16 protein-coding genes, 1 tRNA gene and 1 pseudogene are annotated in these 23,081 nt (G+C 57.5%); 16 read left to right on the top strand and 2 right to left on the bottom strand.

The annotated features are described in order from the left end of the window. Window positions 1-146, top strand: a pseudogene (gene tuf, locus Q0864_RS16325) (elongation factor Tu); the annotation flags it as partial. Window positions 147-281: 135 nt separating this feature from the next. Here tuf and Q0864_RS16330 read toward each other — a convergent pair. After that, entirely contained in the window at window positions 282-1,121 is an 840-nt protein-coding gene (locus Q0864_RS16330) for a class I SAM-dependent methyltransferase (protein ID WP_298571970.1), read from the bottom strand. Between the two features lie 121 nt (window positions 1,122-1,242). Between Q0864_RS16330 and Q0864_RS16335 the strand changes: the two genes are divergently transcribed. The 12 genes from Q0864_RS16335 to Q0864_RS16390 all read left to right on the top strand — a co-directional run bounded on the left by Q0864_RS16335 (window position 1,243) and on the right by Q0864_RS16390 (window position 18,609). Beyond that, window positions 1,243-1,318 (top strand) — tRNA-Trp (locus tag Q0864_RS16335). 132 nt (window positions 1,319-1,450) lie between these two features. Then, window positions 1,451-1,642, top strand: coding sequence for a preprotein translocase subunit SecE (gene secE, locus Q0864_RS16340; RefSeq protein WP_298571972.1), 192 nt, complete (start codon window positions 1,451-1,453; stop codon window positions 1,640-1,642). A 154-nt stretch (window positions 1,643-1,796) separates the two neighbouring features. After that, complete coding sequence (gene nusG, locus Q0864_RS16345; protein WP_298571975.1) at window positions 1,797-2,330, top strand: transcription termination/antitermination protein NusG; 534 nt, start codon at window positions 1,797-1,799, stop codon at window positions 2,328-2,330. 119 nt (window positions 2,331-2,449) lie between these two features. Then, complete coding sequence (gene rplK, locus Q0864_RS16350) at window positions 2,450-2,875, top strand: 50S ribosomal protein L11 (protein ID WP_298571979.1); 426 nt, start codon at window positions 2,450-2,452, stop codon at window positions 2,873-2,875. Between the two features lies 1 nt (window position 2,876). Beyond that, window positions 2,877-3,578 carry a 50S ribosomal protein L1 gene (gene rplA, locus Q0864_RS16355; RefSeq protein ID WP_298571982.1) on the top strand — a complete coding sequence of 234 codons (702 nt, stop codon included), beginning with the start codon at window positions 2,877-2,879 and terminating at the stop codon, window positions 3,576-3,578. A 448-nt stretch (window positions 3,579-4,026) separates the two neighbouring features. Then, on the top strand, window positions 4,027-4,539 hold the full coding sequence (gene rplJ, locus Q0864_RS16360; protein ID WP_298571985.1) for a 50S ribosomal protein L10: 513 nt from the start codon (window positions 4,027-4,029) through the stop codon (window positions 4,537-4,539). 69 nt (window positions 4,540-4,608) lie between these two features. Further along, on the top strand, window positions 4,609-4,983 hold the full coding sequence (gene rplL / locus Q0864_RS16365) for a 50S ribosomal protein L7/L12 (RefSeq protein WP_298571989.1): 375 nt from the start codon (window positions 4,609-4,611) through the stop codon (window positions 4,981-4,983). A 250-nt stretch (window positions 4,984-5,233) separates the two neighbouring features. Continuing rightward, complete coding sequence (gene rpoB / locus Q0864_RS16370; RefSeq protein ID WP_298571993.1) at window positions 5,234-9,370, top strand: DNA-directed RNA polymerase subunit beta; 4,137 nt, start codon at window positions 5,234-5,236, stop codon at window positions 9,368-9,370. Between the two features lie 50 nt (window positions 9,371-9,420). Next, window positions 9,421-13,677, top strand: coding sequence for a DNA-directed RNA polymerase subunit beta' (rpoC, locus tag Q0864_RS16375; protein ID WP_298571996.1), 4,257 nt, complete (start codon window positions 9,421-9,423; stop codon window positions 13,675-13,677). 167 nt (window positions 13,678-13,844) lie between these two features. Beyond that, window positions 13,845-16,484 (top strand): glycosyltransferase family 2 protein, encoded by a 2,640-nt coding sequence (locus tag Q0864_RS16380; RefSeq protein ID WP_298571999.1) that lies wholly within the window; start codon window positions 13,845-13,847, stop codon window positions 16,482-16,484. Next, a complete protein-coding gene (locus Q0864_RS16385) occupies window positions 16,481-17,731 on the top strand; it encodes a glycosyltransferase family 2 protein (protein WP_298572002.1) in 1,251 nt (416 codons plus the stop codon). Before Q0864_RS16380 ends, Q0864_RS16385 begins: the two co-directional genes overlap by 4 nt. Further along, a complete protein-coding gene (locus tag Q0864_RS16390; protein WP_298572014.1) occupies window positions 17,731-18,609 on the top strand; it encodes a DMT family transporter in 879 nt (292 codons plus the stop codon). Before Q0864_RS16385 ends, Q0864_RS16390 begins: the two co-directional genes overlap by 1 nt. Here Q0864_RS16390 and Q0864_RS16395 read toward each other — a convergent pair. After that, window positions 18,563-19,624: a glycosyltransferase family 2 protein gene (locus tag Q0864_RS16395; protein WP_298572005.1), complete on the bottom strand. Its 1,062-nt coding sequence runs from the start codon at window positions 19,622-19,624 to the stop codon at window positions 18,563-18,565. The two genes, Q0864_RS16390 and Q0864_RS16395, sit on opposite strands and share 47 nt — an antisense overlap. Window positions 19,625-19,952: 328 nt before the next feature. Between Q0864_RS16395 and rpsL the strand changes: the two genes are divergently transcribed. Genes rpsL through fusA form a run of 3 tightly spaced genes read left to right on the top strand, consistent with a single transcriptional unit; the run spans window position 19,953 to window position 22,949 of the window. Further along, the gene (gene rpsL / locus Q0864_RS16400) at window positions 19,953-20,324 is read left to right on the top strand and encodes a 30S ribosomal protein S12 (RefSeq protein WP_248370378.1); all 372 of its coding nucleotides are present in this window, start codon (window positions 19,953-19,955) and stop codon (window positions 20,322-20,324) included. A gap of 12 nt (window positions 20,325-20,336) precedes the next feature. Next, window positions 20,337-20,807 carry a 30S ribosomal protein S7 gene (rpsG, locus tag Q0864_RS16405; protein WP_298572009.1) on the top strand — a complete coding sequence of 157 codons (471 nt, stop codon included), beginning with the start codon at window positions 20,337-20,339 and terminating at the stop codon, window positions 20,805-20,807. 21 nt (window positions 20,808-20,828) lie between these two features. Further along, window positions 20,829-22,949 carry an elongation factor G gene (gene fusA / locus Q0864_RS16410; protein WP_298572011.1) on the top strand — a complete coding sequence of 707 codons (2,121 nt, stop codon included), beginning with the start codon at window positions 20,829-20,831 and terminating at the stop codon, window positions 22,947-22,949. Window positions 22,950-23,081: the final 132 nt, after the last annotated feature.

A 23,081-nucleotide genomic window follows, 5' to 3' on the forward strand; every position in this document is an offset into this window, starting at 1 on the left:
GCACCGAGATGGTGATGCCGGGCGACAACCTGAAGTTCAACGTTGAACTGATCGCCCCGATCGCGATGGAAGAGAAGTTGCGCTTCGCCATCCGCGAAGGCGGCCGCACCGTTGGTTCGGGCGTTGTCTCGAAGATCATCGAGTAAGAACGCATAGCGTTCTGACAGTGACAGGCAATGTGGCGGTCACGCCAAATCTGCCGAGAGCCTGATCCACAGTGAAAGAAGAAAGGGCGTCCCGCGGGACGCCCTTTTTGCGATCAAGCAAGGCTGAGATAGCAATCAACGTTCAGGGCGCTTCATCAGATACCCTTTTCGCACGCCCGGATTAGCCTCTATTGCCTTGATCATCTTGCGAATGCGGTTGGGTTTGTTCCAGTCAGGAAGGCGTTTGTTCAACTGACGCAAAGCGGCTTTCACCTGTGCATCGTCAAAATCCTGAACGCGCCTTTTGGCAATGCTGGCCTTTGTGATCGGGTTTGTGTGCAAAAACACCACAGTGTCATTTGGGCAGTAGGCGACAGGTTTGAACCAGCGCTGCAGCCGTCGCATTTGTGCAGGGATCCACGGAAGTCGCCAGTGATAGAAATCCTGCTGAACCACAAGGGACTGACCGGCGATCAGGTGGGGAAAGAAAGTTTCCGCCATTCGGTCCATGACCACGTCTGATTTTGAGGCATCCATGACAAGGATCTCGATCGGTCCGCCCTTCCAGTCTTTCGTCTCAATCGCGCCGGGCCGATGGACGACGCGGTCTGCCCAAGGTGCCAGTAGCTGCTTCGACAGCGGAAGGATGTTTTCACCTTCGAACGGTTGAATGCCGTTTTGATACAGCACGCGCTCTTTCGTCGCCTCGTCCGAGCGGAAATGGTCATAGGCAAAAACGCGGGCCAGTTTTCCAGCGTCCTGTAGCCCCGCGGCAAGTCGCGCGGTCGAGCCGCCAACATAGCTTCCCAGTTCGACAACCTCGCCCACATCTTGTGACCAGTGTGCCGTCAGCCAGTAGTAGAGCTGCTGTTCTTCTGCGGCCAGCATCGTCGGCACATGCGCGACCTGTTCGGTGCGGTCTTGGGGAACGTCGCGCCACGGCGATTTTGCGAATACAGCTTCGATCTCACTCATGATGGGCAAGCTTAGCGTAGGTGTTTGCGAGGAAACAGGCACAGAATGAGCTGTGGCGCGCTTTCTTCACCGAAAGGCCTTGAAAACCCCTGCGCCTTGCCGTAATCCCAGCCTCGGTCCTAGGGGTATAGCTCAGTTGGTAGAGCGACGGTCTCCAAAACCGTAGGTCCCGGGTTCGAGCCCTGGTGCCCCTGCCATCACCTTCCGCTGCATTGATCATTATTGGACCGATCAGGTGCGATTGTCGCGGTCTGTGGTGCAACGAGGCTTGAAAACCCCGCGCGCATTGCGTAATTGACCGCCTGACTCATGAAAGGTTGAGAACCAAGATGACCAATCCGCTGCAATTCATCCAGCAGGTGCGTGCCGAAGTGTCCAAGGTGACATGGCCGACCCGCCGGGAAGTGTTCCTGACAACAGGTATGGTCTTCGTGCTGGCTGCGCTGACGGCTTTGTTTTTCTCACTGGTGGATCTGGGTATCCGCAGTGGCCTGGCCGCTGTGCTTGGCCTGTTTGGCTGAGTTTGTGCCTGACCCCTTGAAATGAGGTCGTTTCAGGGGTAGTTCGGGCGACACTTCGGGACGGGCGTGTGGCGATTCGAGTTACACGCCGCTTTTTTGTTCCCGAAAACGGAATTTGAACTGGCCCATTGGGCGCAAGAAGGCAGAGGCTGATATGGCGAAACGGTGGTATTCGGTGAGCGTGCTCTCGAACTTCGAAAAGAAGATCGCCGAGCAGATCAAGGCATCTGTTGTAGAGAAAAACCTTGAAGATGAGATCGACGAGGTTTTGGTTCCGACAGAAGAGGTGATCGAAGTTCGCCGCGGTAAGAAAGTCACCAGCGAACGCCGTTTCATGCCCGGCTATGTGTTGGTGCATATGGAAATGTCGGACGAAGGCTATCACCTGATCACCTCGATCAACCGCGTCACAGGCTTTTTGGGTCCGCAAGGTCGCCCGATGCCGATGCGTGATGCCGAAGTGAATGCGATCCTGAACCGTGTTGAAGAAGGCGTTGACGCGCCGCGCACGCTGATCCACTTCGAAATCGGTGAAAAGGTTGCCGTGACCGATGGCCCGTTCGAAGGCTTTGACGGCATGGTGGAAGAAGTAGATGACGACAACCAGCGCCTGAAGGTGACGGTGTCGATCTTTGGCCGGGCCACCCCGGTCGAACTGGAATACACGCAGGTCACCAAACAGGCCTGACGCGTAAGCCGCCCGATCGGGCGGGCGTGGGAGGGGCAGGGATCGCGATCCCCAACCCAGACCACGACAATGGAAGGCAAAGGGACGCGTCCCGGAGCTGTTGTTAAAGGAGAAGCCAAATGGCTAAAAAACTCGCTGGCACAATGAAGCTGCAGGTTCCTGCAGGTCAAGCCAACCCCAGCCCGCCCGTCGGCCCCGCATTGGGTCAACGCGGCATCAACATCATGGAATTCTGCAAGGCGTTCAACGCCAAGACGCAGGACATGGAGCCCGGTGCACCGTGCCCCACCGTGATCACCTATTATCAGGACAAGTCCTTCACCATGGATATCAAGACGCCGCCTGCGTCTTATTATCTGATCAAGGCTGCTGGTCTGAAATCGGGTGCCAACAAGCCCGGCCACGAAACCGTGGGAACCGTGACCGCAGCGCAGGTGAAAGAAATCGCCGAAGCGAAAATGAAAGATCTGAACGCGACTGATATCGAAGCTGCGATGTTGATCGTTCTGGGCTCTGCCCGGTCTATGGGCATTGAGGTGAAGTAAGATGGCTAAACTGGGTAAACGCACCACAGCCGCGCGCGAAGCATTCGCCGGCAAGGAAAATGTAAGCGTCGAAGAAGCTGTCGCGCTGGTCAAGAACAACGCCAAGGCCAAGTTCGACGAAACCATCGAAATCGCCATGAGCCTGGGTGTTGACACGCGTCACGCCGATCAGATGGTTCGCGGTGTTATCGGTCTGCCCAACGGCACCGGTAAAACCATGCGCGTCGCCGTGTTCGCACGCGGTCCGAAGGCTGAAGAAGCCGAGGCCGCTGGTGCAGACATCGTTGGCGCCGAGGATCTGATGGAAGCGGTCCAAGGTGGCAAGATCGATTTCGATCGCTGCATTGCCACTCCTGACATGATGCCGATCGTCGGTCGTCTGGGTAAAGTCCTTGGTCCCCGCAACCTGATGCCGAACCCGAAGGTTGGCACGGTGACGATGGACGTCAAGGAAGCTGTTGAAGCTGCCAAGGGCGGCGAAGTTCAGTTCAAAGCTGAAAAAGGTGGCGTGGTTCACGCTGGTCTGGGCAAGGCGTCGTTTGACGAAGCCAAGCTGGTCGAAAACGTGCGTGCCTTTATCGAGGCCGTTCAGAAGGCCAAGCCGACGGGCGCCAAAGGCACCTATATGAAGAAGATCGCGCTAAGCTCGACCATGGGTCCGGGCATCACGATCTCGGTCGACAACGCCACAGGCAACGCCTGATCTAAGGCTGACAAGACACACCAAAGGGCGCCCGATGTGGCGCCCTTTTCTTGTATCGGTTTTCCCCTTTTGCGCTGGTGCCCTTTTCGTGCTAGCATTTCGGAGTTCCTAAGGGCGACGTGTTGAAGCGCGCGCCCGTTTAGGGGTTGGAAAACCTTTCCAAACATCCTACATACCCCTTGCAGCCCAGCGTGCGATTCGTCGTGCGCTGTTTTGCATTTCGTCCGAGACGGTGGGTGACGCTGGTGGGCCAAGCTGAAAAGCGACAGCGCGCAAGGGTCATAATTCCTGCCTGAGATGGGAAATGAACAAAAGAATTCTCGTGGCCGCTTGGCCTTGGGGCGATTTTGCGAAGGACCCGTATAACGGACCCGATTGCCGGGTTTTCTCTGAAAATCTGGTGAAATAAGAGCCGGAGGGTCTGACCCTCCATACTTGGAGTAAAACTGTGGATAGAGCCCAGAAAGAGAAAGTGGTCGAGGAACTCGGCCAGATCTTCGAAAGCTCTGGCGTTGTAGTGGTTGCCCACTACGCGGGTCTCACGGTTGCCGAGATGCAGGACCTGCGTTCGCAAATGCGCGAAGCTGGCGGGTCGGTGCGTGTTGCCAAGAACAAGCTCGCCAAAATCGCCTTGGAAGACAAGCCGGCCGCTTCGATCGCCGACCTTCTTTCAGGCATGACCGTTCTTGCCTATTCCGAAGATCCTGTGGCTGCGGCCAAGGTCATGGAAGGCTACGCCAAGACCAACGACAAGCTCGTTATTCTTGGTGGTGCCATGGGTGAAACGGCGCTGGATTCGGCCGGTGTCAAAGCTGTTGCCGCTATGCCGTCGCGTGACGAGCTTATTGCTTCGATCGTTGGTTGCATTGGCGCACCTGCTTCGAACATCGCTGGGGCCATTGGCGCGCCTGCTTCGAACATCGCATCCATCTTGTCCACAATCGAGGACAAGGCTGCTTAAGCAATCTGAGCCCCGTGTAGCGAAATATCGCCTCACGTTGGAACACATCTAATAACGGAAAGAAGTCAAATGGCTGATCTGAAAAAACTTGCAGAAGAGATCGTGGGTCTGACCCTTCTCGAAGCACAAGAACTGAAAACCATCCTCAAAGACGAGTATGGCATCGAGCCCGCAGCTGGCGGCGCAGTGATGATGGCAGGCCCCGCTGGCGACGCTGGCGCAGCTGCTGAAGAAAAAACCGAGTTCGACGTCGTTCTGAAGAACGCCGGCGCCTCGAAAATCAACGTGATCAAAGAAGTTCGCGGCATCACCGGTCTTGGCCTGAAAGAAGCCAAGGAGCTGGTCGAAGCTGGCGGCAAGATCAAAGAAGGCGTGGACAAAGCCGAAGCAGAAGACGTCAAAGGCAAGCTGGAAGCAGCTGGCGCCGAAGTCGAGCTGGCCTAAGCCCTGCGCTTTTGGGTCGTGTTAGGCCCACAAAATATGGCTGGGTCCGGAGAAATCCGGGTCCAGCCGAACCTGTCTTGGAGAGGGCCTGCGATGCGACGCGGACGTTTTCCTGGGAAAGGTTCACTGGATCGGGAGGAAACCCTTGGGCGGGTTTCCGGGAATTGGTCCGAACCCCCAATCTCGGACGAGGCGTCGCCGGTGACCCAACGGTTGGCGCATCAGTTGAGAAATGAAAGGTAATTACCTTATGGCGCAGTCCTATCTTGGCCAAAAACGTTTGCGCAAGTACTACGGTAAAATCCGTGAAGTGCTTGAGATGCCGAACCTGATTGAGGTTCAAAAAAGCTCGTATGATCTTTTCCTGAATTCCGGCGATCAGCCCCAGCCCATGGATGGCGAGGGCATCAATTCGGTGTTCCAATCGGTTTTCCCGATTAAGGATTTCAACGAAACCGCTATTCTTGAATTCGTTAAATACGAGCTGGAGCAGCCGAAATTCGATGTCGAGGAATGCCAACAGCGCGACCTGACATATTCGGCGCCGCTGAAAGTGACGCTTCGCCTGATCGTGTTTGATATCGACGAGGATACAGGCGCGAAGTCGGTCAAGGACATCAAGGAACAAGACGTGTTCATGGGCGACATGCCCTTGATGACGCCGAACGGCACCTTCGTCGTGAACGGCACCGAGCGTGTGATCGTATCTCAGATGCACCGTTCGCCAGGCGTGTTCTTTGACCACGACAAGGGCAAGACGCATTCGTCGGGCAAGCTTCTGTTTGCGTGCCGGATCATTCCCTATCGCGGGTCGTGGCTGGATTTCGAATTTGACGCCAAGGACATCGTCTTTGCGCGCATCGACCGTCGCCGCAAGCTGCCTGTGACCACCCTGCTTTATGCGCTGGGTCTGGATCAGGAAGCGATCTGTGACGCGTATTATGACACTGTTCCGTTCAAACTGAAGAAGAACAAGGGTTGGGTTACCAAGTTCTTCCCCGAACGCGTAGCAGGCACCCGTCCGACGCAAGATCTGGTGAATGCCAAAACCGGCGAAGTCATCGCTGAAGCCGGCAAGAAAATCACGCCGCGCGCCGTCAAGAAGCTGATGGAGGACGGCAAGGACATCAATCTTCTTGTGCCGTTCGACGCGATCGTTGGTCGCTATGTCGCGAAAGACATCATCAATGAAGAAACTGGCGCGATCTATGTCGAAGCTGGTGACGAACTGACGTTAGAGCACGACAAAGATGGCGAGCTGATCGGCGGGTCGTTGAAAGAACTGATGGATGCGGGCGTGACCGACATTCCGGTTCTGGACATCGACAACGTCAATGTCGGTCCCTACATCCGCAACACGATGGCGGCAGACAAGAACCTTGGCCGGGATACCGCGCTGATGGATATCTATCGCGTCATGCGTCCGGGTGAACCGCCCACCGTCGAAGCCGCATCCGCGCTGTTCGACACGCTGTTCTTTGACAGCGAACGCTACGACCTGTCGGCTGTTGGGCGCGTGAAAATGAACATGCGTCTGGATCTGGACGCCGAGGACACACAGCGCACCCTGCGCCGCGAAGACATCGTCGCCTGCATCAAGGCGCTGGTCGAACTGCGCGACGGCAAGGGCGACATCGACGATATCGACCACTTGGGCAACCGTCGTGTGCGCTCGGTCGGTGAGTTGATGGAGAACCAGTATCGCGTTGGTCTGCTGCGTATGGAACGTGCGATCAAGGAACGTATGTCGTCGGTCGAGATCGACACCGTCATGCCGCAAGACCTGATCAACGCGAAACCAGCTGCGGCTGCGGTGCGTGAATTCTTCGGCTCTTCGCAGCTGTCGCAGTTCATGGACCAAACCAACCCGCTGTCGGAAGTCACCCACAAACGCCGCCTGTCGGCGCTTGGGCCGGGTGGTCTGACCCGTGAACGTGCCGGTTTCGAAGTACGCGACGTTCACCCGACCCACTATGGTCGGATGTGCCCGATTGAAACGCCGGAAGGGCCGAACATTGGTCTGATCAACTCGCTGGCCACGTTTGCCCGCGTGAACAAATACGGCTTCATCGAAACGCCTTATCGGAAGGTTGTGAACGGCAAGGTCACCGACGAGGTGAATTACCTGTCCGCCACTGAAGAAATGCGCCACACCGTGGCTCAGGCCAACGCGCATCTGGACGAAGACGGCCGTTTTGAAAATGATCTGGTGAACACCCGTCAGTCGGGCGAATACACCATGGCGCAGCGCGAAAGCGTTGACCTGATCGACGTGTCGCCCAAGCAGCTGGTATCGGTTGCGGCTTCGCTTATTCCGTTCCTGGAAAACGACGACGCCAACCGCGCCCTGATGGGGTCGAACATGCAACGTCAGGCCGTTCCGCTTCTGCGGGCCGAGGCACCGTATGTCGGCACCGGTATCGAAGGCAAGGTTGCCATCGACTCTGGCGCTGCCATTCAGGCCAAACGTGGCGGTGTGATCGACCAAGTCGACGCAACCCGTATCGTTGTGCGCGCCACCGAAGACCTTGGTCTGGGTGACGCGGGCGTTGACATCTATCGTCTGCGCAAGTTCCAGCGGTCGAACCAGAACACCTGCATCAACCAGCGTCCGCTGGTGAAGGTGGGTCAGCAGGTTTCGAAGGATGAAGTCATTGCCGATGGTCCTTCCACGGATATGGGTGAACTGGCTCTGGGTAAAAACGTGGTCGTCGCGTTCATGCCTTGGAATGGCTACAACTACGAAGACTCGATCCTGATCTCGGAACGTATCGCGCGTGACGACGTGTTTACCTCGGTTCACATTGAGGAATTCGAAGTCGCTGCACGTGACACGAAACTTGGGCCCGAAGAGATCACTCGCGACATTCCGAACGTCGGTGAAGAAGCGCTGCGCAACCTCGACGAGGCTGGCATCGTTTACATCGGTGCGGATGTTGAGCCGGGCGATATTCTGGTCGGTAAGATCACACCGAAGGGCGAAAGCCCGATGACGCCGGAAGAAAAGCTTCTGCGCGCCATCTTTGGTGAAAAAGCATCGGACGTTCGCGACACCTCGTTGCGTGTGAAGCCGGGCGATTTCGGCACCGTTGTCGAAGTGCGCGTCTTTAACCGCCACGGCGTGGAAAAAGACGAACGTGCCTTGCAGATCGAGCGGGAAGAGGTCGAAAGCCTTGCCCGTGACCGCGACGACGAGCTGCACATTCTGGAGCGTAACATCTATGCGCGCCTGCGCAGCATGATCGAAGGCAAGGTTGCCGTGAAGGGGCCGAAAGGCGTCAAATCGGGATCGAAAATTACCGACGAGCTTCTGGAAAGCCTGAGCCGCGGCCAGTGGTGGCAGCTTGCGCTGGAAGACGAGGATGATGCCAAGATCGTCGAGGCCCTGAATGACCAGTTCGAAGCGCAGAAACGTGCTTTGGATGCGCGTTTTGAAGACAAGGTCGAAAAAGTCCGTCGTGGTGATGATCTGCCGCCGGGTGTGATGAAGATGGTCAAAGTCTTCGTTGCCGTGAAGCGCAAGCTTCAGCCGGGCGACAAGATGGCCGGTCGTCACGGGAACAAAGGTGTTATTTCCAAGGTTGTGCCGATGGAAGACATGCCGTTCCTTGCTGATGGGACGCCCGTCGACTTCTGTCTGAACCCGCTGGGTGTGCCGTCGCGTATGAACGTCGGTCAGATCCTTGAAACCCATATGGGTTGGGCCGCGCGCGGTCTGGGTCTGAACATCGACGAAGCCTTGGGTGAATACCGTCGCTCCGGCGATCTGACCCCGGTTCGCGAAGCCATGCGCATCGCTTATGGCGACGATGTCTACGAAGAAGGCATTGCTGGCATGGACGAAGACACGCTGGTCGATGCCGCAGGCAATGTGACCCGTGGTGTGCCGATTGCAACGCCCGTCTTTGACGGCGCGAAAGAGGCTGACGTGAACGATGCGCTGACGCGTGCCGGGTTCGACACCTCGGGCCAATCGGTTCTGTTTGACGGTCGCACCGGCGAACAGTTCTCGCGCGAAGTGACGGTGGGCGTGAAATACCTGCTGAAACTGCACCACCTTGTGGACGACAAAATCCACGCGCGGTCTACTGGTCCGTACTCGCTTGTCACACAGCAGCCGCTGGGTGGTAAGGCGCAGTTCGGTGGCCAGCGCTTCGGTGAGATGGAGGTCTGGGCCCTTGAAGCGTATGGCGCTGCCTACACGCTGCAAGAAATGCTCACGGTCAAATCGGATGACGTTGCCGGACGGACGAAAGTCTACGAAAGCATCGTCAAAGGCGAGGACAACTTTGAAGCCGGCGTGCCGGAAAGCTTCAACGTGCTTGTCAAAGAAGTCCGCGGCCTCGGCCTTAACATGGAACTCCTGGATGCGGAGGGCGAGGAGTAAGGCGCTCGCCTTACCCCTCCCACCCAATCCTCTGATGTAAGGAACGCAAAATGAACCAGGAACTGACAACAAACCCGTTCAACCCGCTGGCGGCCCCCAAGACCTTTGACGAGATCAAAGTGTCGCTGGCCAGCCCGGAACGGATTCTTTCATGGTCGTACGGCGAGATTAAGAAGCCCGAGACCATCAACTACCGGACGTTCAAACCCGAACGCGACGGTCTGTTCTGTGCCCGTATCTTTGGCCCGGTCAAAGACTACGAATGCCTGTGCGGTAAATATAAGCGCATGAAGTATCGCGGCGTTGTCTGCGAGAAATGTGGTGTGGAAGTTACCCTGCAGAAAGTGCGCCGCGAGCGTATGGGCCATATTGAGCTGGCAGCCCCTGTCGCTCACATCTGGTTCCTGAAGTCGCTGCCGTCGCGCATCGGCCTGATGCTGGACATGACTCTGCGCGATCTGGAACGCATCCTGTATTTCGAGAACTACGTGGTGATCGAACCCGGCCTGACGGACCTCACCTACGGTCAGCTGATGACCGAAGAAGAGTTCATGGACGCGCAAGACACCTATGGCATGGACGCCTTCACCGCCAATATCGGTGCTGAAGCGATCCGCGAAATGCTGTCTGCGATTGATCTTGAGGCGGAAGCCGAACAGCTGCGCGCCGATCTGGCCGAAGCGACGGGCGAGTTGAAGCCCAAGAAGATCATCAAGCGCCTAAAGATCGTTGAATCGTTCATTGAATCGGGCAACCGCCCGGAATGGATGATCATGACTGTGATCCCGGTGATCCCGCCCGAGCTGCGCCCGCTGGTGCCGCTGGATGGTGGTCGTTTCGCGACCTCGGACCTGAACGATCTGTATCGCCGCGTGATCAACCGGAACAACCGTCTGAAGCGTCTGATCGAACTGCGCGCACCTGACATCATCGTCCGTAACGAAAAGCGGATGTTGCAGGAATCGGTTGACGCGCTGTTTGACAACGGGCGTCGTGGCCGCGTGATCACGGGTGCCAACAAGCGTCCGCTGAAGTCGCTCAGCGACATGCTGAAAGGTAAGCAAGGTCGCTTCCGTCAGAACCTTTTGGGCAAACGCGTCGACTTCTCGGGTCGTTCGGTCATCGTGACCGGGCCAGAGTTGAAGCTGCACCAGTGTGGTCTGCCCAAGAAGATGGCGCTGGAGCTGTTCAAGCCGTTCATCTATTCGCGCCTTGAAGCCAAAGGCCTGTCTTCCACCGTAAAGCAAGCCAAGAAGCTGGTCGAAAAAGAACGTCCCGAAGTTTGGGATATTCTGGACGAGGTTATCCGCGAACACCCCGTTATGCTGAACCGTGCGCCCACGTTGCACCGTCTTGGCATTCAGGCGTTCGAACCGGTTCTGATCGAAGGTAAAGCCATCCAGCTTCACCCGCTGGTGTGTTCTGCGTTCAACGCGGACTTCGACGGCGACCAGATGGCGGTTCACGTGCCGCTGTCGCTGGAAGCTCAGCTGGAAGCGCGCGTGTTGATGATGTCGACGAACAACGTTCTGTCGCCCGCCAACGGCGCGCCGATCATCGTGCCGTCGCAGGATATGATCCTTGGCCTTTACTACATCACGATGGAGCGTGAAGGCATGAAGGGTGAGGGCATGATCTTCTCCGACGTGGACGAAGTTCAGCACGCTTTGGACGCTGGTGAAGTTCACCTGCACGCCAAGGTTCAGGCCCGCATGAAGCAGATCGACGAGGAAGGCAACGAAGTGACGGTTCGCTTCGAAACCACGCCGGGTCGTATCCGTCTTGGCGCGCTTCTGCCGCTGAACGCGAAGGCTCCGTTCGAACTGGTGAACCGCCTTCTGCGGAAGAAGGAAGTTCAGCAGGTCATCGACACTGTCTATCGTTATTGCGGTCAGAAAGAGTCGGTTATTTTCTGTGACCAGATCATGTCGATGGGCTTCAAAGAAGCGTTCAAGGCTGGCATCTCGTTCGGCAAGGACGACATGGTCATTCCGGACAGCAAATGGCCGATCGTGGATGAAACCCGCGATCAGGTGAAAGGGTTCGAACAGCAGTATATGGACGGCCTGATCACACTGGGCGAGAAGTATAACAAGGTGGTCGATGCCTGGTCGAAATGTAACGACAAGGTCACCGATGCCATGATGGATGCCATTTCGTCCGCCAAGCTGGACGAGCACGGCGCCGAAGCGGAACCGAACTCGGTCTACATGATGGCGCACTCCGGCGCGCGTGGTTCTGTCACCCAGATGAAACAGCTGGGCGGCATGCGCGGCCTGATGGCCAAACCTTCGGGCGAGATTATCGAAACGCCGATCATCTCGAACTTTAAAGAAGGTCTGACCGTGCTTGAGTACTTCAACTCGACCCACGGTGCCCGTAAGGGTCTGTCGGATACGGCTTTGAAAACCGCGAACTCGGGTTATCTGACCCGTCGTCTGGTTGACGTGGCGCAAGACTGCATCGTCCGCATGGTCGATTGCGGCACCGAGAAATCGATCACTGCCGAAGCGGCTGTGAACGACGGTGAAGTCGTCGCGACCTTGGGCGAACGCCTTTTGGGTCGTGTCGTCGCCGAGGATGTTCTGGTTCCGGGAACGGACGAAATCATCGTTGCCAAGAACGAACTGATCGACGAACGCAAAGCCGATGAGATCGAGGCCTCGGGCGTGGCGACTGTGCGCATGCGCAGCCCGCTGACCTGTGAAGCCGAAGAAGGCGTTTGCGCCAATTGCTACGGTCGTGACCTTGCGCGCGGTACGCGTGTGAACACGGGCGAAGCGGTCGGTATCATCGCGGCGCAGTCGATCGGTGAACCCGGCACACAGCTGACGATGCGGACGTTCCACATCGGCGGTGTTGCGCAAGGTGGTCAGCAATCGTTCCAGGAAGCCAACCAAGACGGCAAGATCGAATATCGGAACGCCAGTATTCTGGAAGACCGAGACGGCGATATTGTGGTCATGGGTCGTAACATGGTTCTTGCAATCATGGACGAAAACGGTGCCGAACGCGCGGCCTTCAAGCTCAGCTATGGTTCGAAGCTGCACGTCAAAGACGGCGCTTCAGTCGGGCGTGGCGACAAGCTGTTCGAATGGGATCCCTACACACTGCCAATGATCGCCGAGAAGGACGGAACTGTGAAGTTCGTCGACCTGATCAGCGGTATCTCGGTGCGGGACGAAACCGACGATGCGACCGGCATGACACAGAAGATCGTGTCTGACTGGCGCTCGGCCCCCAAAGGCAACGAGTTGAAGCCTGAGGTGATCTTGGTGGGTGAGGATGGCGAACCGGTCCGCAACGATGCGGGCAACCCGGTGACCTATACTTTGTCCGTCGATGCGATCCTGTCGATCGAAGACGGCTCGAAGGTGAAAGCTGGTGACGTTGTCGCGCGTATCCCGCGTGAAGGCGCCAAGACCAAGGACATCACCGGTGGTCTGCCGCGAGTGGCCGAATTGTTCGAAGCACGTCGTCCGAAAGATCACGCAATCATCGCGGAAATTGATGGTTACGTGCGCTTTGGCCGCGACTACAAGAACAAGCGTCGCATCTCGATCGAGCCGGCTGATGAAAGCATGGAGCCCGTCGAATACATGGTGCCCAAGGGCAAGCACATTCCGGTTGCGGAAGGTGACTTCATCCAGAAGGGCGAATACCTCATGGACGGCAACCCCGCGCCGCATGACATCCTGTCCATCATGGGTGTCGAAGCGCTGGCTGACTACATGATCGACGAAGTTCAGGACGTTTATCGCCTGCAGGGTGTTAAGATCAACGACAAGCACATCGAGGTGATCGTTCGCCAGATGCTGCAGAAGTGGGAGATCTTGGACTCGGGCGAAACCACGCTTCTGAAAGGCGAGCATGTGGACAAGGCCGAGTTTGACGCAGCCAACGAAAAGGCAGCGGCCGAAGGTCGCCGTCTGGCATCGGGCGAGCCGATCCTGCTGGGGATCACCAAGGCGAGCTTGCAGACACGTTCGTTCATCTCGGCGGCGTCGTTCCAGGAAACCACCCGCGTTCTGACCGAGGCATCTGTCCAAGGTAAGCGCGACAAGCTGGTTGGCCTCAAGGAAAACGTCATCGTGGGTCGCCTGATCCCAGCCGGGACCGGTGGGGCCACGCAGCGTGTGCGTCAGGTAGCACAAGCACGCGACGTTAAAGTGATCGAGGAAGCGCGCGCCAAAGCAGAAGCTGCCGCCGCGCTGGCCGCGCCCGCTGATGACGTGTTCGCGGACGCCCCCGAAGACGATCTTGGCTTGGTCGAAACCCCCGAAGCTGGCGGGTCCGAACAGCCCTGATCGGCACCAAATCGAACTTGGAAAGCCCCACCCATGCGGTGGGGCTTTTCGTTTCAGGGCCTCAGGGTTTCGCAGTGGACGGGGCAGGGGCGATGATTTAACACACCAAGGGGCGAGATCTGTTGTCGGCTTTCGTCTGCAACAAGGTGCGGCGAAGGGTCTGCTTCATGGCTATTCAGGTTTCGGTCATCACGCCGGCCTACAATACGGTGGACTATCTGGAGCAGACGATCGCTTCGGTGGCAGCGCAGGTCGGCGTTTCGTTCGAACATATCATCATCGACGATTGCAGCACGGATGCGACGGCACAGATGATCCATGATGCGGCCGAACAGCACGACCACATCCGTGCGATTTTCCAAGACGAAAACCAAGGCCAGGCGCGTGCGCGCAACCGCGGTCTGGATGAGGCTCAGGGCGAATTTGTTGCCTTTCTGGACAGCGATGACCTGTTGAATGGCACCGATGCGCTGGGGCGCTGGTATCGTGCGGCGAAGGACGGCGATGCTGATCTGGCCGGTGGCCACTATCGCATCTTTCTCGACGGCAAGCCGGACGTGCCTGCCGCACACCCGGTCGTTGACGCACCGGTTCATGGGCAAACCATCGCAACACTTCCGGGGCTGGTGAATTATACCTCGTGTTGGCAATTTCTGGCGCGGCGGGCGTTTCTGGACGATCATGGCATTCGGTTCTCGAAACGCTTGCGTCAGCGTGAAGATCGCCCCTTCTTTACGCAGGCCCTTTCTGCGGCCAGTCGTGTAACCTGTGTGCCGGACGAGCTTGTGCAATACCGGGTGCGCGAAGGCTCGACAATGCGCAGCGTGGATACAGCGCAGATGTCTTTGTTTGCCATCCATTTGCAGATCGTGAACGATGCGATGCGTGGCCTAATGGCGCGCGGGGATGCGCAAGACTATCTTGCCGCCAACCAGCTTTACTATCTGCAAAACATCGACCGGTATTGGGGCAAGCTGTTCGCTGACCCCTCGGTTCGGGCAGACCCGGCTTTTGCAGCATTCATTGCAGCATGTGGCTGCTTTGATTGGGACGAGCGGGCGACGACGACCGAGCAGGTATTGTTCAAGCCGCGTGATGCGCGGCTGCACTCGGGCTATTATGACGCGCTTCGGCTGGTGTTGCTGGCGCAGATGCCAGATGCGTTGGTCGACCTCGTGCAGACCCGCAACCTGTCGCTGCCACGCAGGCAAGCGCTGTATGAGTGGTTGGCACATGGTGTGCCTTCATCCGCCACGACCGCCGCGCGGAAGACGCAGCTTGATAGGTTTTTGCGTCGCACGCCTTTGCCAGCTGTGACCAAAGCCGAGGCCAATGGGCTTGCCCCCGTATCGGACATGCCGAAGGTCTTTTTGCATTGCGGTCAGACCAAGACCGGGTCTTCTGCGTTGCAAAAGTTTTTCGAACTCAACCGTTTCGCGCTGCTCAGGGACCACGGCGTCTATTATCCCTATGCCGGATTGGAAATGGGGTCCGGCCCGCGCGCGCACCGCACATCTGGGCATGCCGGCCTGATTGGCGGCCTTCTGAACGGAAGTCGCGCGGGGTTGGATCAGCTTCGCCTAGAAGTGGCCTCACTCACCACCCCGCCGCAGGCCGTATTTCTAAGCGTTGAGAATATCCTTTCCACCCGATTTTGGGGCGATGGGGATGCGGCTGCGAAGCTGGCCAAAGCGCTCGCGGGTCTGGATGTGACCCTGGTGTGCTACATGCGCCGTCAGGATGAATGGCTTGAAAGTATGTATGTTGAAAGCATCACAAGCCCCGGCATGCGTGAAACAGCCAGCGTTGAGGCCTTTGTCGAAGAGCAGATGGGTCAAGGGCTTTTGTCCTATGATCACGTTGCCGCCACGCTGCGCGAGGCGTTCCCAAATGCCCCGATCACGTTTCGATCCTATGAGCTGTCCAAGGCGAAGGCCGGGGGGACAGTACGGGATTTCCTTGAGGTTATCGGCCTGTCGGGCTGCGATCCTGACGCGTATGAAAAGCCATCCCGTAAGGCGCGTAACCGGTCAACGTCAAAGCTGGCCGCGCTGTTGATCCGCAAGGCCAACGCCGTGCCGTTGCCACGGGCGAAGGTCTTGCAGATCAACGCGTCCATCGTCGAGATGACGCCTGATGATCTGAACGAAGGCAAGGCAGTCGGCTTTCTGGACCACCAACAGCGGGCAACGATCATGGCGCGCCTGAAACAGTCTAACGAAGCGTTTTATGGGGCTTATTTGCCTGACGCCATCCATGTTTCGATGGCGCCTGCACGGAATGTTTCATCGCTGGAAGATGACACTGCCTTGACAGGTGACGCGCTGGCCCGACTGCAGGCGTTGCTTGCGGACCCAGTCTATTCGCCCGCTGCGACCACGGCTGCACCGGAGGGAAAAAAGCTGTCACTCCTGACGCCTGAGCTTTGGTCACTGGTGGGCTTTGCCTTGCACCCTCGTAGGCTTTGGGGGGTGCTGCGCCGACCTATGCTCCGGCAACAGTTGAAAGAAGCTGTCGTGATTGCCCGTTCGGGGCTGTTCGATGTTGGCTATTATGAAAAAGCTCACCCCGACGCGGTGGGCTTTCCGGGTGGGGCGGTCTTGCACTACGTGACGCGTGGGGTTGCAAACGGTTACGATCCAGCGCCCGGTTTCTCGACCAGCAGCTACAGGCTTGAGAACGCAGATGTTGCAAGTGCCGGCGTGAACCCGTTCTATCATTTCATCCGCTGGGGACAGATCGAAGGACGCCCGGCCGGTGTCGATGAAGAAGTTTTGGAACAGCAAACCGAACTGGGATCGTCATGACAGTATCCGCACCGTCAGGCACGAATTCTGCGCCGCCCGCGCTTAGCGTGCTGATACGGGCGCACGATCCGGACAGGATCGACGAGCTTGCGCGCGCTTTCCAATCCGTATGGACGCAATCCACGACTGACACGATCGAGGTGCTTTTGTGCACCGATGGCAAATGGCCGGAATTGACTGAAGTGGCGTTACTTGCGCGCGCGGGTGTTGACAACATGGCGCCCAATGGGCCCCGTCTGCTGAGGCATCTTGCGACCGAGTTTGACGGGGACAGCCGCGTTCACCTGTTGAAGCTTGGTGTCGAAGCCGCGCATGGTGATTTTGTCGGCGTTCTGGATTTCGATGATGTTTGGCACAAGAATGCCGCCACCCGATTGGTGGCTCGTGCGCGCGAAACCGGGGCGAGTGTCACCTTTGGGGCGGCTGACCTTGCGCTTTTCAACGCCGGTGAGGATACACCGTTTCGCACTCTGCCTTATGGCAGCTTTCCGTTTCAGCTGACGGATCTCCTGCGCCACAATGTGGCCCCGTTCAATTCTTTCATCACGCAGCGTGCGGTGTTGGTGCGCCACATCCCAAGCTTGCCTGAGTTGGTGTTGTTCGAAGATTACTATCTGCTTCTATCTGCCCTGTCCGAAGGCGCAGCCGCTTGGTTGGACGACCCTTCGCCGGTGTGTGAATACCGGGTGGATGTGTCGCGGCAAGCCACGAAATATAACGATGCGATAGCGGCCTCCTGGATGCAGATCGAGGCGCTGAAGGCGCGGCTGTCCTTCTCGGTGCCGGGGCGGGATCTTCTGCGCGATCACGCGACAGATACCCGGCGGGCAGCAGATCTTGCGCTGTTGGCAGCGGTGCCCAAAGGGCGTGACGGTGCAATGCAGGGTGTGATTGAACAAACCATCGCGTTGGAAAACGGGGTTCTGTGCATCGGCTGGTGCGCTGACCTGAAGGGACAAAGTGCAGACGTTCCGGCGATCTTTCTGGAAGATGCAACAGGCGAAATAATCTTCGCCCCGGCGCGCTGGGAACGGCGCGATGTCAATTCGGCGCTGCAGATCGACAGTGGGCGTGCGGGCTTTGCCGTCGTCATGCAATCGGCACCTGTCGCGGCATGGGCCGTAGTTGGGCGCCGCAAATACCAGCTTGATAACGTCGCGCAGTCCGAAGCACAGGCCAGTTTGCTGACCAAATTGCAGCGCCGCCTTTGGAGGTTGCGCAACGGGGCAAAAGGGTCCGCATCGTGATGCTTTCGGACAACACCAAGGGTGCGGCTTTGATGTCCGGGTCGCTGGCGGGTTACACGCTGAACGATGCGTGCATGAAAGCACTGTCGGGAAGTATGCCGTTGTCTCAGGCGGTCTTTTTGCGCGGGGTCGTGACCTGTGTTTTACTTTTCGGATTGGGGCTTGCGCTCAGGTCGTTGAAATTCGATCTGGGTCGCCGGGAATGGACGCTGATCCTGCTGCGATCCTTCGCTGAGGTTGGGGCGACCTACTGCTTCCTGTCCGCCCTTTTCCACATGCCGATCGCCAATGTAACGGCTGTGCTGCAAGTGCTACCACTGACCGTGGCGCTGGCGGCTTGGCTGTTCTTGTCAGAATCTCTGGGACGGCGACGACTGGTTGCCATTCTTATCGGGCTGGGCGGCGTTATGCTGATTGTGCAGCCCGGCGGGGACGGGTTCAACGGGTGGTCTATCTATGCCTTGATCGCGGTTGCCTTCATCACCTTTCGCGACATCATCGTGCGCAAGATGTCTTTTACCACTCCATCGATGACAGTGGCCTTTGCCGCTGCCGTGGTGATCACCATTGCCTTCGGCCTAACCTCAATCACCGTTGACTGGGCACCAGTCGATGCAAAAGGCGCAGGGCTTCTAACGCTGGCGGCTATTTTTATCTTCATCGGCTATCTGTTTGCCGTCATGGTCATGCGCGTGGGCAATATCGGTTTTGTCGCGCCTTTTCGGTATACCGGACTGATCTGGGCCCTGATCTTGGGGCTGGTCTTCTTTGGGGAATGGCCGGATGTGCTGACGCTGATTGGTGCTGGGGTCGTGGTTGCGATGGGGATGTTTACTCTGTTTCGGGAACGCCGGATTGCGCGACGGGCGCGGGCCTGACGGATACGTCTTTCCCGTGCCGAGGCAGTGCGTTCGCGATCTCCATATGCTGCCGAAAACGCGGGTCCTTTGATGGATCGTCACCCCGTTTGTCGCACATGGCAGCAACAAAATCGGCGCAACACAGGTGGTGCAACCGTAACACGCCAGGGATCGCAACCAGCGCGTCATAGGCCGCATCGAAGGCTTGACGATACTTCAGTGCAGAAAGGTTTTCGCGCCCCTTGCGATCAAAGCGCGTGAAGAAATCGTCGGTATAGCGTTGCTTGAGTTCTGCGGCGCAAGGCGTTCCCTTCTTGAACGCGAATTGTTCACGTGTTTGCAGAATGTAGTGGTTCAGATGGGCCTCCTTGTGCGTGATCAGCGCATTGTCGGTTCCGTTCAGAGCGTTCTGCGTCGGGTGAAACGCCTCGAACCAGCGTTCGTTCGACAGAACCCACCGATTGGTGCCGGTGTCCCATGCGCCTTCTCCGCGCCAGAACTTTGGGGCGTGGGGGCGCCAGCGACCAAAATCGAGCGGTTTGTAAACGAAGCTTTTGAAGCAGTTGTTCTGGGGTATCTTTTCCCATGCCGACCGCAGAAAGCGACGGTGGACGAAATCGTCGCGCCAGTCTTCTTCTTCGGCGTTGCCGTAGATTAGCCAATGGATGGCCATGCCGCGGAAACGACGGTCTGCCCCATCCAGCAACGCTTTAACGGTTCCGTCGCCCTTGTGGATGACCAAAAACTCGTCGGTGTCGCAGGTGAACATCCAGTCGCAGGTCTTAACCAAGGGGTGGCTACGCGCAGCCCGATAGGCAGTCATCTGCGGCGGTTGGTCTTTGTCTGGCGTGTGGCGTTTGGCTGAAATCACCCCTGCCTTTTCCAGCAGGCGCAGCAGTTGCGGGGAATGATCTGTGCAGTCATTGTGCATGATCAGTATGTTTTCAAAGCCCAACATGCGATACCACGCGACCCATTCAAGGATGAACGGGCCTTCGTTTCGCATGGCGCCAAGTAGCAATGTGCCTTTCATCTGCGTCCTCTGGTTTCTGAGAGAGGTCAGCGCGCAGCCTATTTCGGAAGCCTGCCCGCTGCAATCACCGGGCCGGGCTGTTGACAGCCTGCGCGACTCCGCCTATACGCGCGTTCATCCAGCTGGGGGTGACCTCGGCTCACCAGAATTGAGGGATCAAGTTCAGGGCAACTTTTAAGCGCTGATCCTCTGTGAACCAACCGCGTCGTTTGCCTCGGAATGGAAACGATCGCGGGTTTTCGCTTTGCAGACGTGCGAAGCGGGGAAATGCAAACCGCACGGGGACACTCGTGCAAACACATGTGTTGAGAAACGGGAAAAGAGCCCTATGCCAACGATCCAACAGCTGATCCGCAAACCGCGCCAGCCTAAAGTAAAACGCTCCAAGTCGATGCACCTGGAGTCCTGCCCGCAAAAACGTGGCGTTTGCACGCGCGTTTATACAACCACACCGAAGAAGCCGAACTCGGCCATGCGTAAGGTCGCCAAGGTGCGCCTGACCAATGGTTTTGAGGTCATCAGCTATATCGGCGGCGAAAGCCACAACCTTCAGGAGCACTCGGTGGTTCTGATCCGTGGCGGTCGTGTAAAAGACCTTCCGGGTGTGCGTTACCACATCCTTCGCGGTGTTCTGGATACTCAGGGCGTCAAAGACCGTAAGCAACGCCGTTCGAAATACGGCGCCAAGCGTCCGAAGTAAGGAGATCTCGGAATGTCTCGTCGTCACGCTGCTGAAAAGCGCGAAATCCTGCCCGACGCCAAATTTGGCGATCGTGTGCTGAGCAAGTTCATGAACAACCTGATGATCGACGGTAAGAAGTCGGTCGCAGAAACAATCGTCTATAACGCGCTGGATCGCGTTGAAGACAAAATCAAGCGTGCGCCTGTGGAAGTGTTCCACGAAGCGCTGGACAACATCAAACCGTCGGTCGAAGTTCGTTCGCGTCGGGTTGGTGGTGCCACGTATCAGGTGCCCGTCGAAGTGCGCCCCGAGCGCCGCGAAGCTTTGGCGATCCGCTGGCTGATCAAGGCCGCCCGCTCGCGCAACGAGAACACGATGGAAGAACGTCTTGCCGGCGAGCTTCTGGATGCTGTGAACTCACGCGGCACGGCCGTGAAGAAACGCGAAGACACCCACAAGATGGCCGACGCCAACAAAGCGTTCAGCCACTACCGCTGGTAACGCCAAGGAAGGAAGAAAACCATGGCACGCGACTATCCCCTCGATCGCTATCGCAACTTTGGCATTATGGCGCACATCGATGCAGGCAAAACCACCTGTTCGGAACGCATCCTGTTTTACACCGGCAAATCCCACAACATTGGCGAGGTGCACGATGGTGCGGCCACCATGGACTGGATGGAGCAGGAACAGGAACGCGGCATCACGATCACATCGGCTGCGACCACCACGTTCTGGGAACGCACCGAAGACGGCGTGACGCCCGATTCCGAAAAGCACCGCCTGAACATCATCGACACCCCCGGCCACGTTGACTTCACCATTGAAGTTGAACGTTCGCTGGCCGTGCTTGATGGCGCTGTTTGTGTTCTGGATGCCAACGCTGGCGTTGAACCTCAAACCGAAACCGTGTGGCGTCAGGCTGACCGCTACAAAGTTCCGCGTATGGTGTTCGTCAACAAGATGGACAAGATCGGCGCAGACTTCTTCAACTGTGTTCGCATGATCGAAGACCGCACCGGTGCGCGTGCTGTTCCCGTCGGTATTCCGATCGGCGCAGAAAACGAGCTGGAAGGCTTGGTCGATCTGGTCAACATGGAAGAATGGCTGTGGCAGGGTGAAGACCTTGGCGCATCGTGGATCAAAGCACCGATCCGCGACAGCTTGAAAGACATGGCCGACGAATGGCGTGCCAAGATGATCGAAGCTGCCGTCGAAATGGACGACGACGCGATGGAAAACTACCTCATGGACGGCGCTGAGCCGGACGTGAAAACCCTGCGCGCTTTGCTGCGTAAGGGCTGCCTGTCGCTGTCCTTCGTGCCGGTTCTGGGTGGTTCCGCGTTCAAAAACAAAGGTGTTCAACCGCTGCTGAACGCCGTGATCGACTATTTGCCCAGCCCGCTGGACGTTGTCGACTACATGGGCTTCAAACCCGGTGACGAAACTGAAACCCGTAACATCCCGCGTCGTGCGGATGATGATATGGCGTTCTCGGGTCTGGCGTTCAAAATCATGAACGACCCATTCGTTGGCACACTGACCTTTACCCGCATCTATTCGGGTGTCCTGAACAAGGGCGATACGCTCTTGAACTCGACCAAAGGCAAGAAAGAGCGCGTTGGCCGGATGATGATGATGCACTCGAACGACCGTGAAGAGATCACGGAAGCGTTCGCGGGCGACATCATCGCGCTGGCAGGTCTGAAAGACACCACCACAGGTGACACGCTGTGCGCCGTCAACGACCCGGTGGTTCTGGAAACCATGACCTTCCCGGATCCGGTGATCGAAATCGCGGTCGAGCCGAAAACCAAGGCTGACCAAGAGAAAATGTCGCAAGGTCTGGCCCGCTTGGCCGCTGAAGACCCGTCCTTCCGTGTGGAAACTGACATCGAAAGCGGTCAGACCATCATGAAGGGCATGGGCGAACTTCACCTGGATATTCTGGTGGACCGTCTGAAGCGCGAGTTTAAAGTGGAAGCCAACATCGGTGCCCCGCAGGTTGCGTATCGCGAGACGATTTCGAAAGAGGTCGAGCACACCTACACCCACAAGAAACAGTCGGGTGGTTCGGGTCAGTATGCCGAGGTGAAGATGATCATCTCGCCGACCGAAGCTGGTGAAGGCTATTCGTTCGAAAGCCGCATCGTTGGAGGTGCTGTTCCGAAGGAATACATCCCCGGTGTTGAAAAAGGCATCAACTCGGTTATGGACAGCGGCCCGTTGGCTGGCTTCCCCGTGATCGACTTCAAGGTTGCCCTGATCGACGGTAAATTCCACGATGTTGACTCGTCGGTTCTAGCCTTTGAAATCGCAGGTCGTATGTGCATGCGTGAAGGCATGCGTTTGGCTGGCGCCAAGCTGCTTGAGCCGATCATGAAAGTGGAAGTGATCACGCCCGAGGAATACACCGGTGGCATCATCGGTGATCTGACCTCGCGTCGTGGTCAAGTTTCGGGTCAAGAGCCGCGCGGCAACGCGATTGCAATTGACGCGAACGTGCCGCTGGCGAACATGTTTGGCTACATCAACACCCTGCGCTCCATGTCTTCGGGCCGCGCGCAGTTCACGATGCAGTTCTCGCATTACGATCCGGTTCCGCAGAACCTTTCGGAAGAAATTCAGGCAAAATTTGCCTAATCGAACAAGCCGGGCAGGGTGTCCTTGCCCGGCGCTCAGATTAATAGGAGGCCATCATGGCTAAGGAAAAGTTTGAACGCTCCAAACCGCACGTCAACATTGGCACGATTGGCCACGTTGACCACGGCAAAA

The organism is uncultured Aliiroseovarius sp. (assembly GCF_947497285.1).
GTDB lineage: Bacteria > Pseudomonadota > Alphaproteobacteria > Rhodobacterales > Rhodobacteraceae > Aliiroseovarius.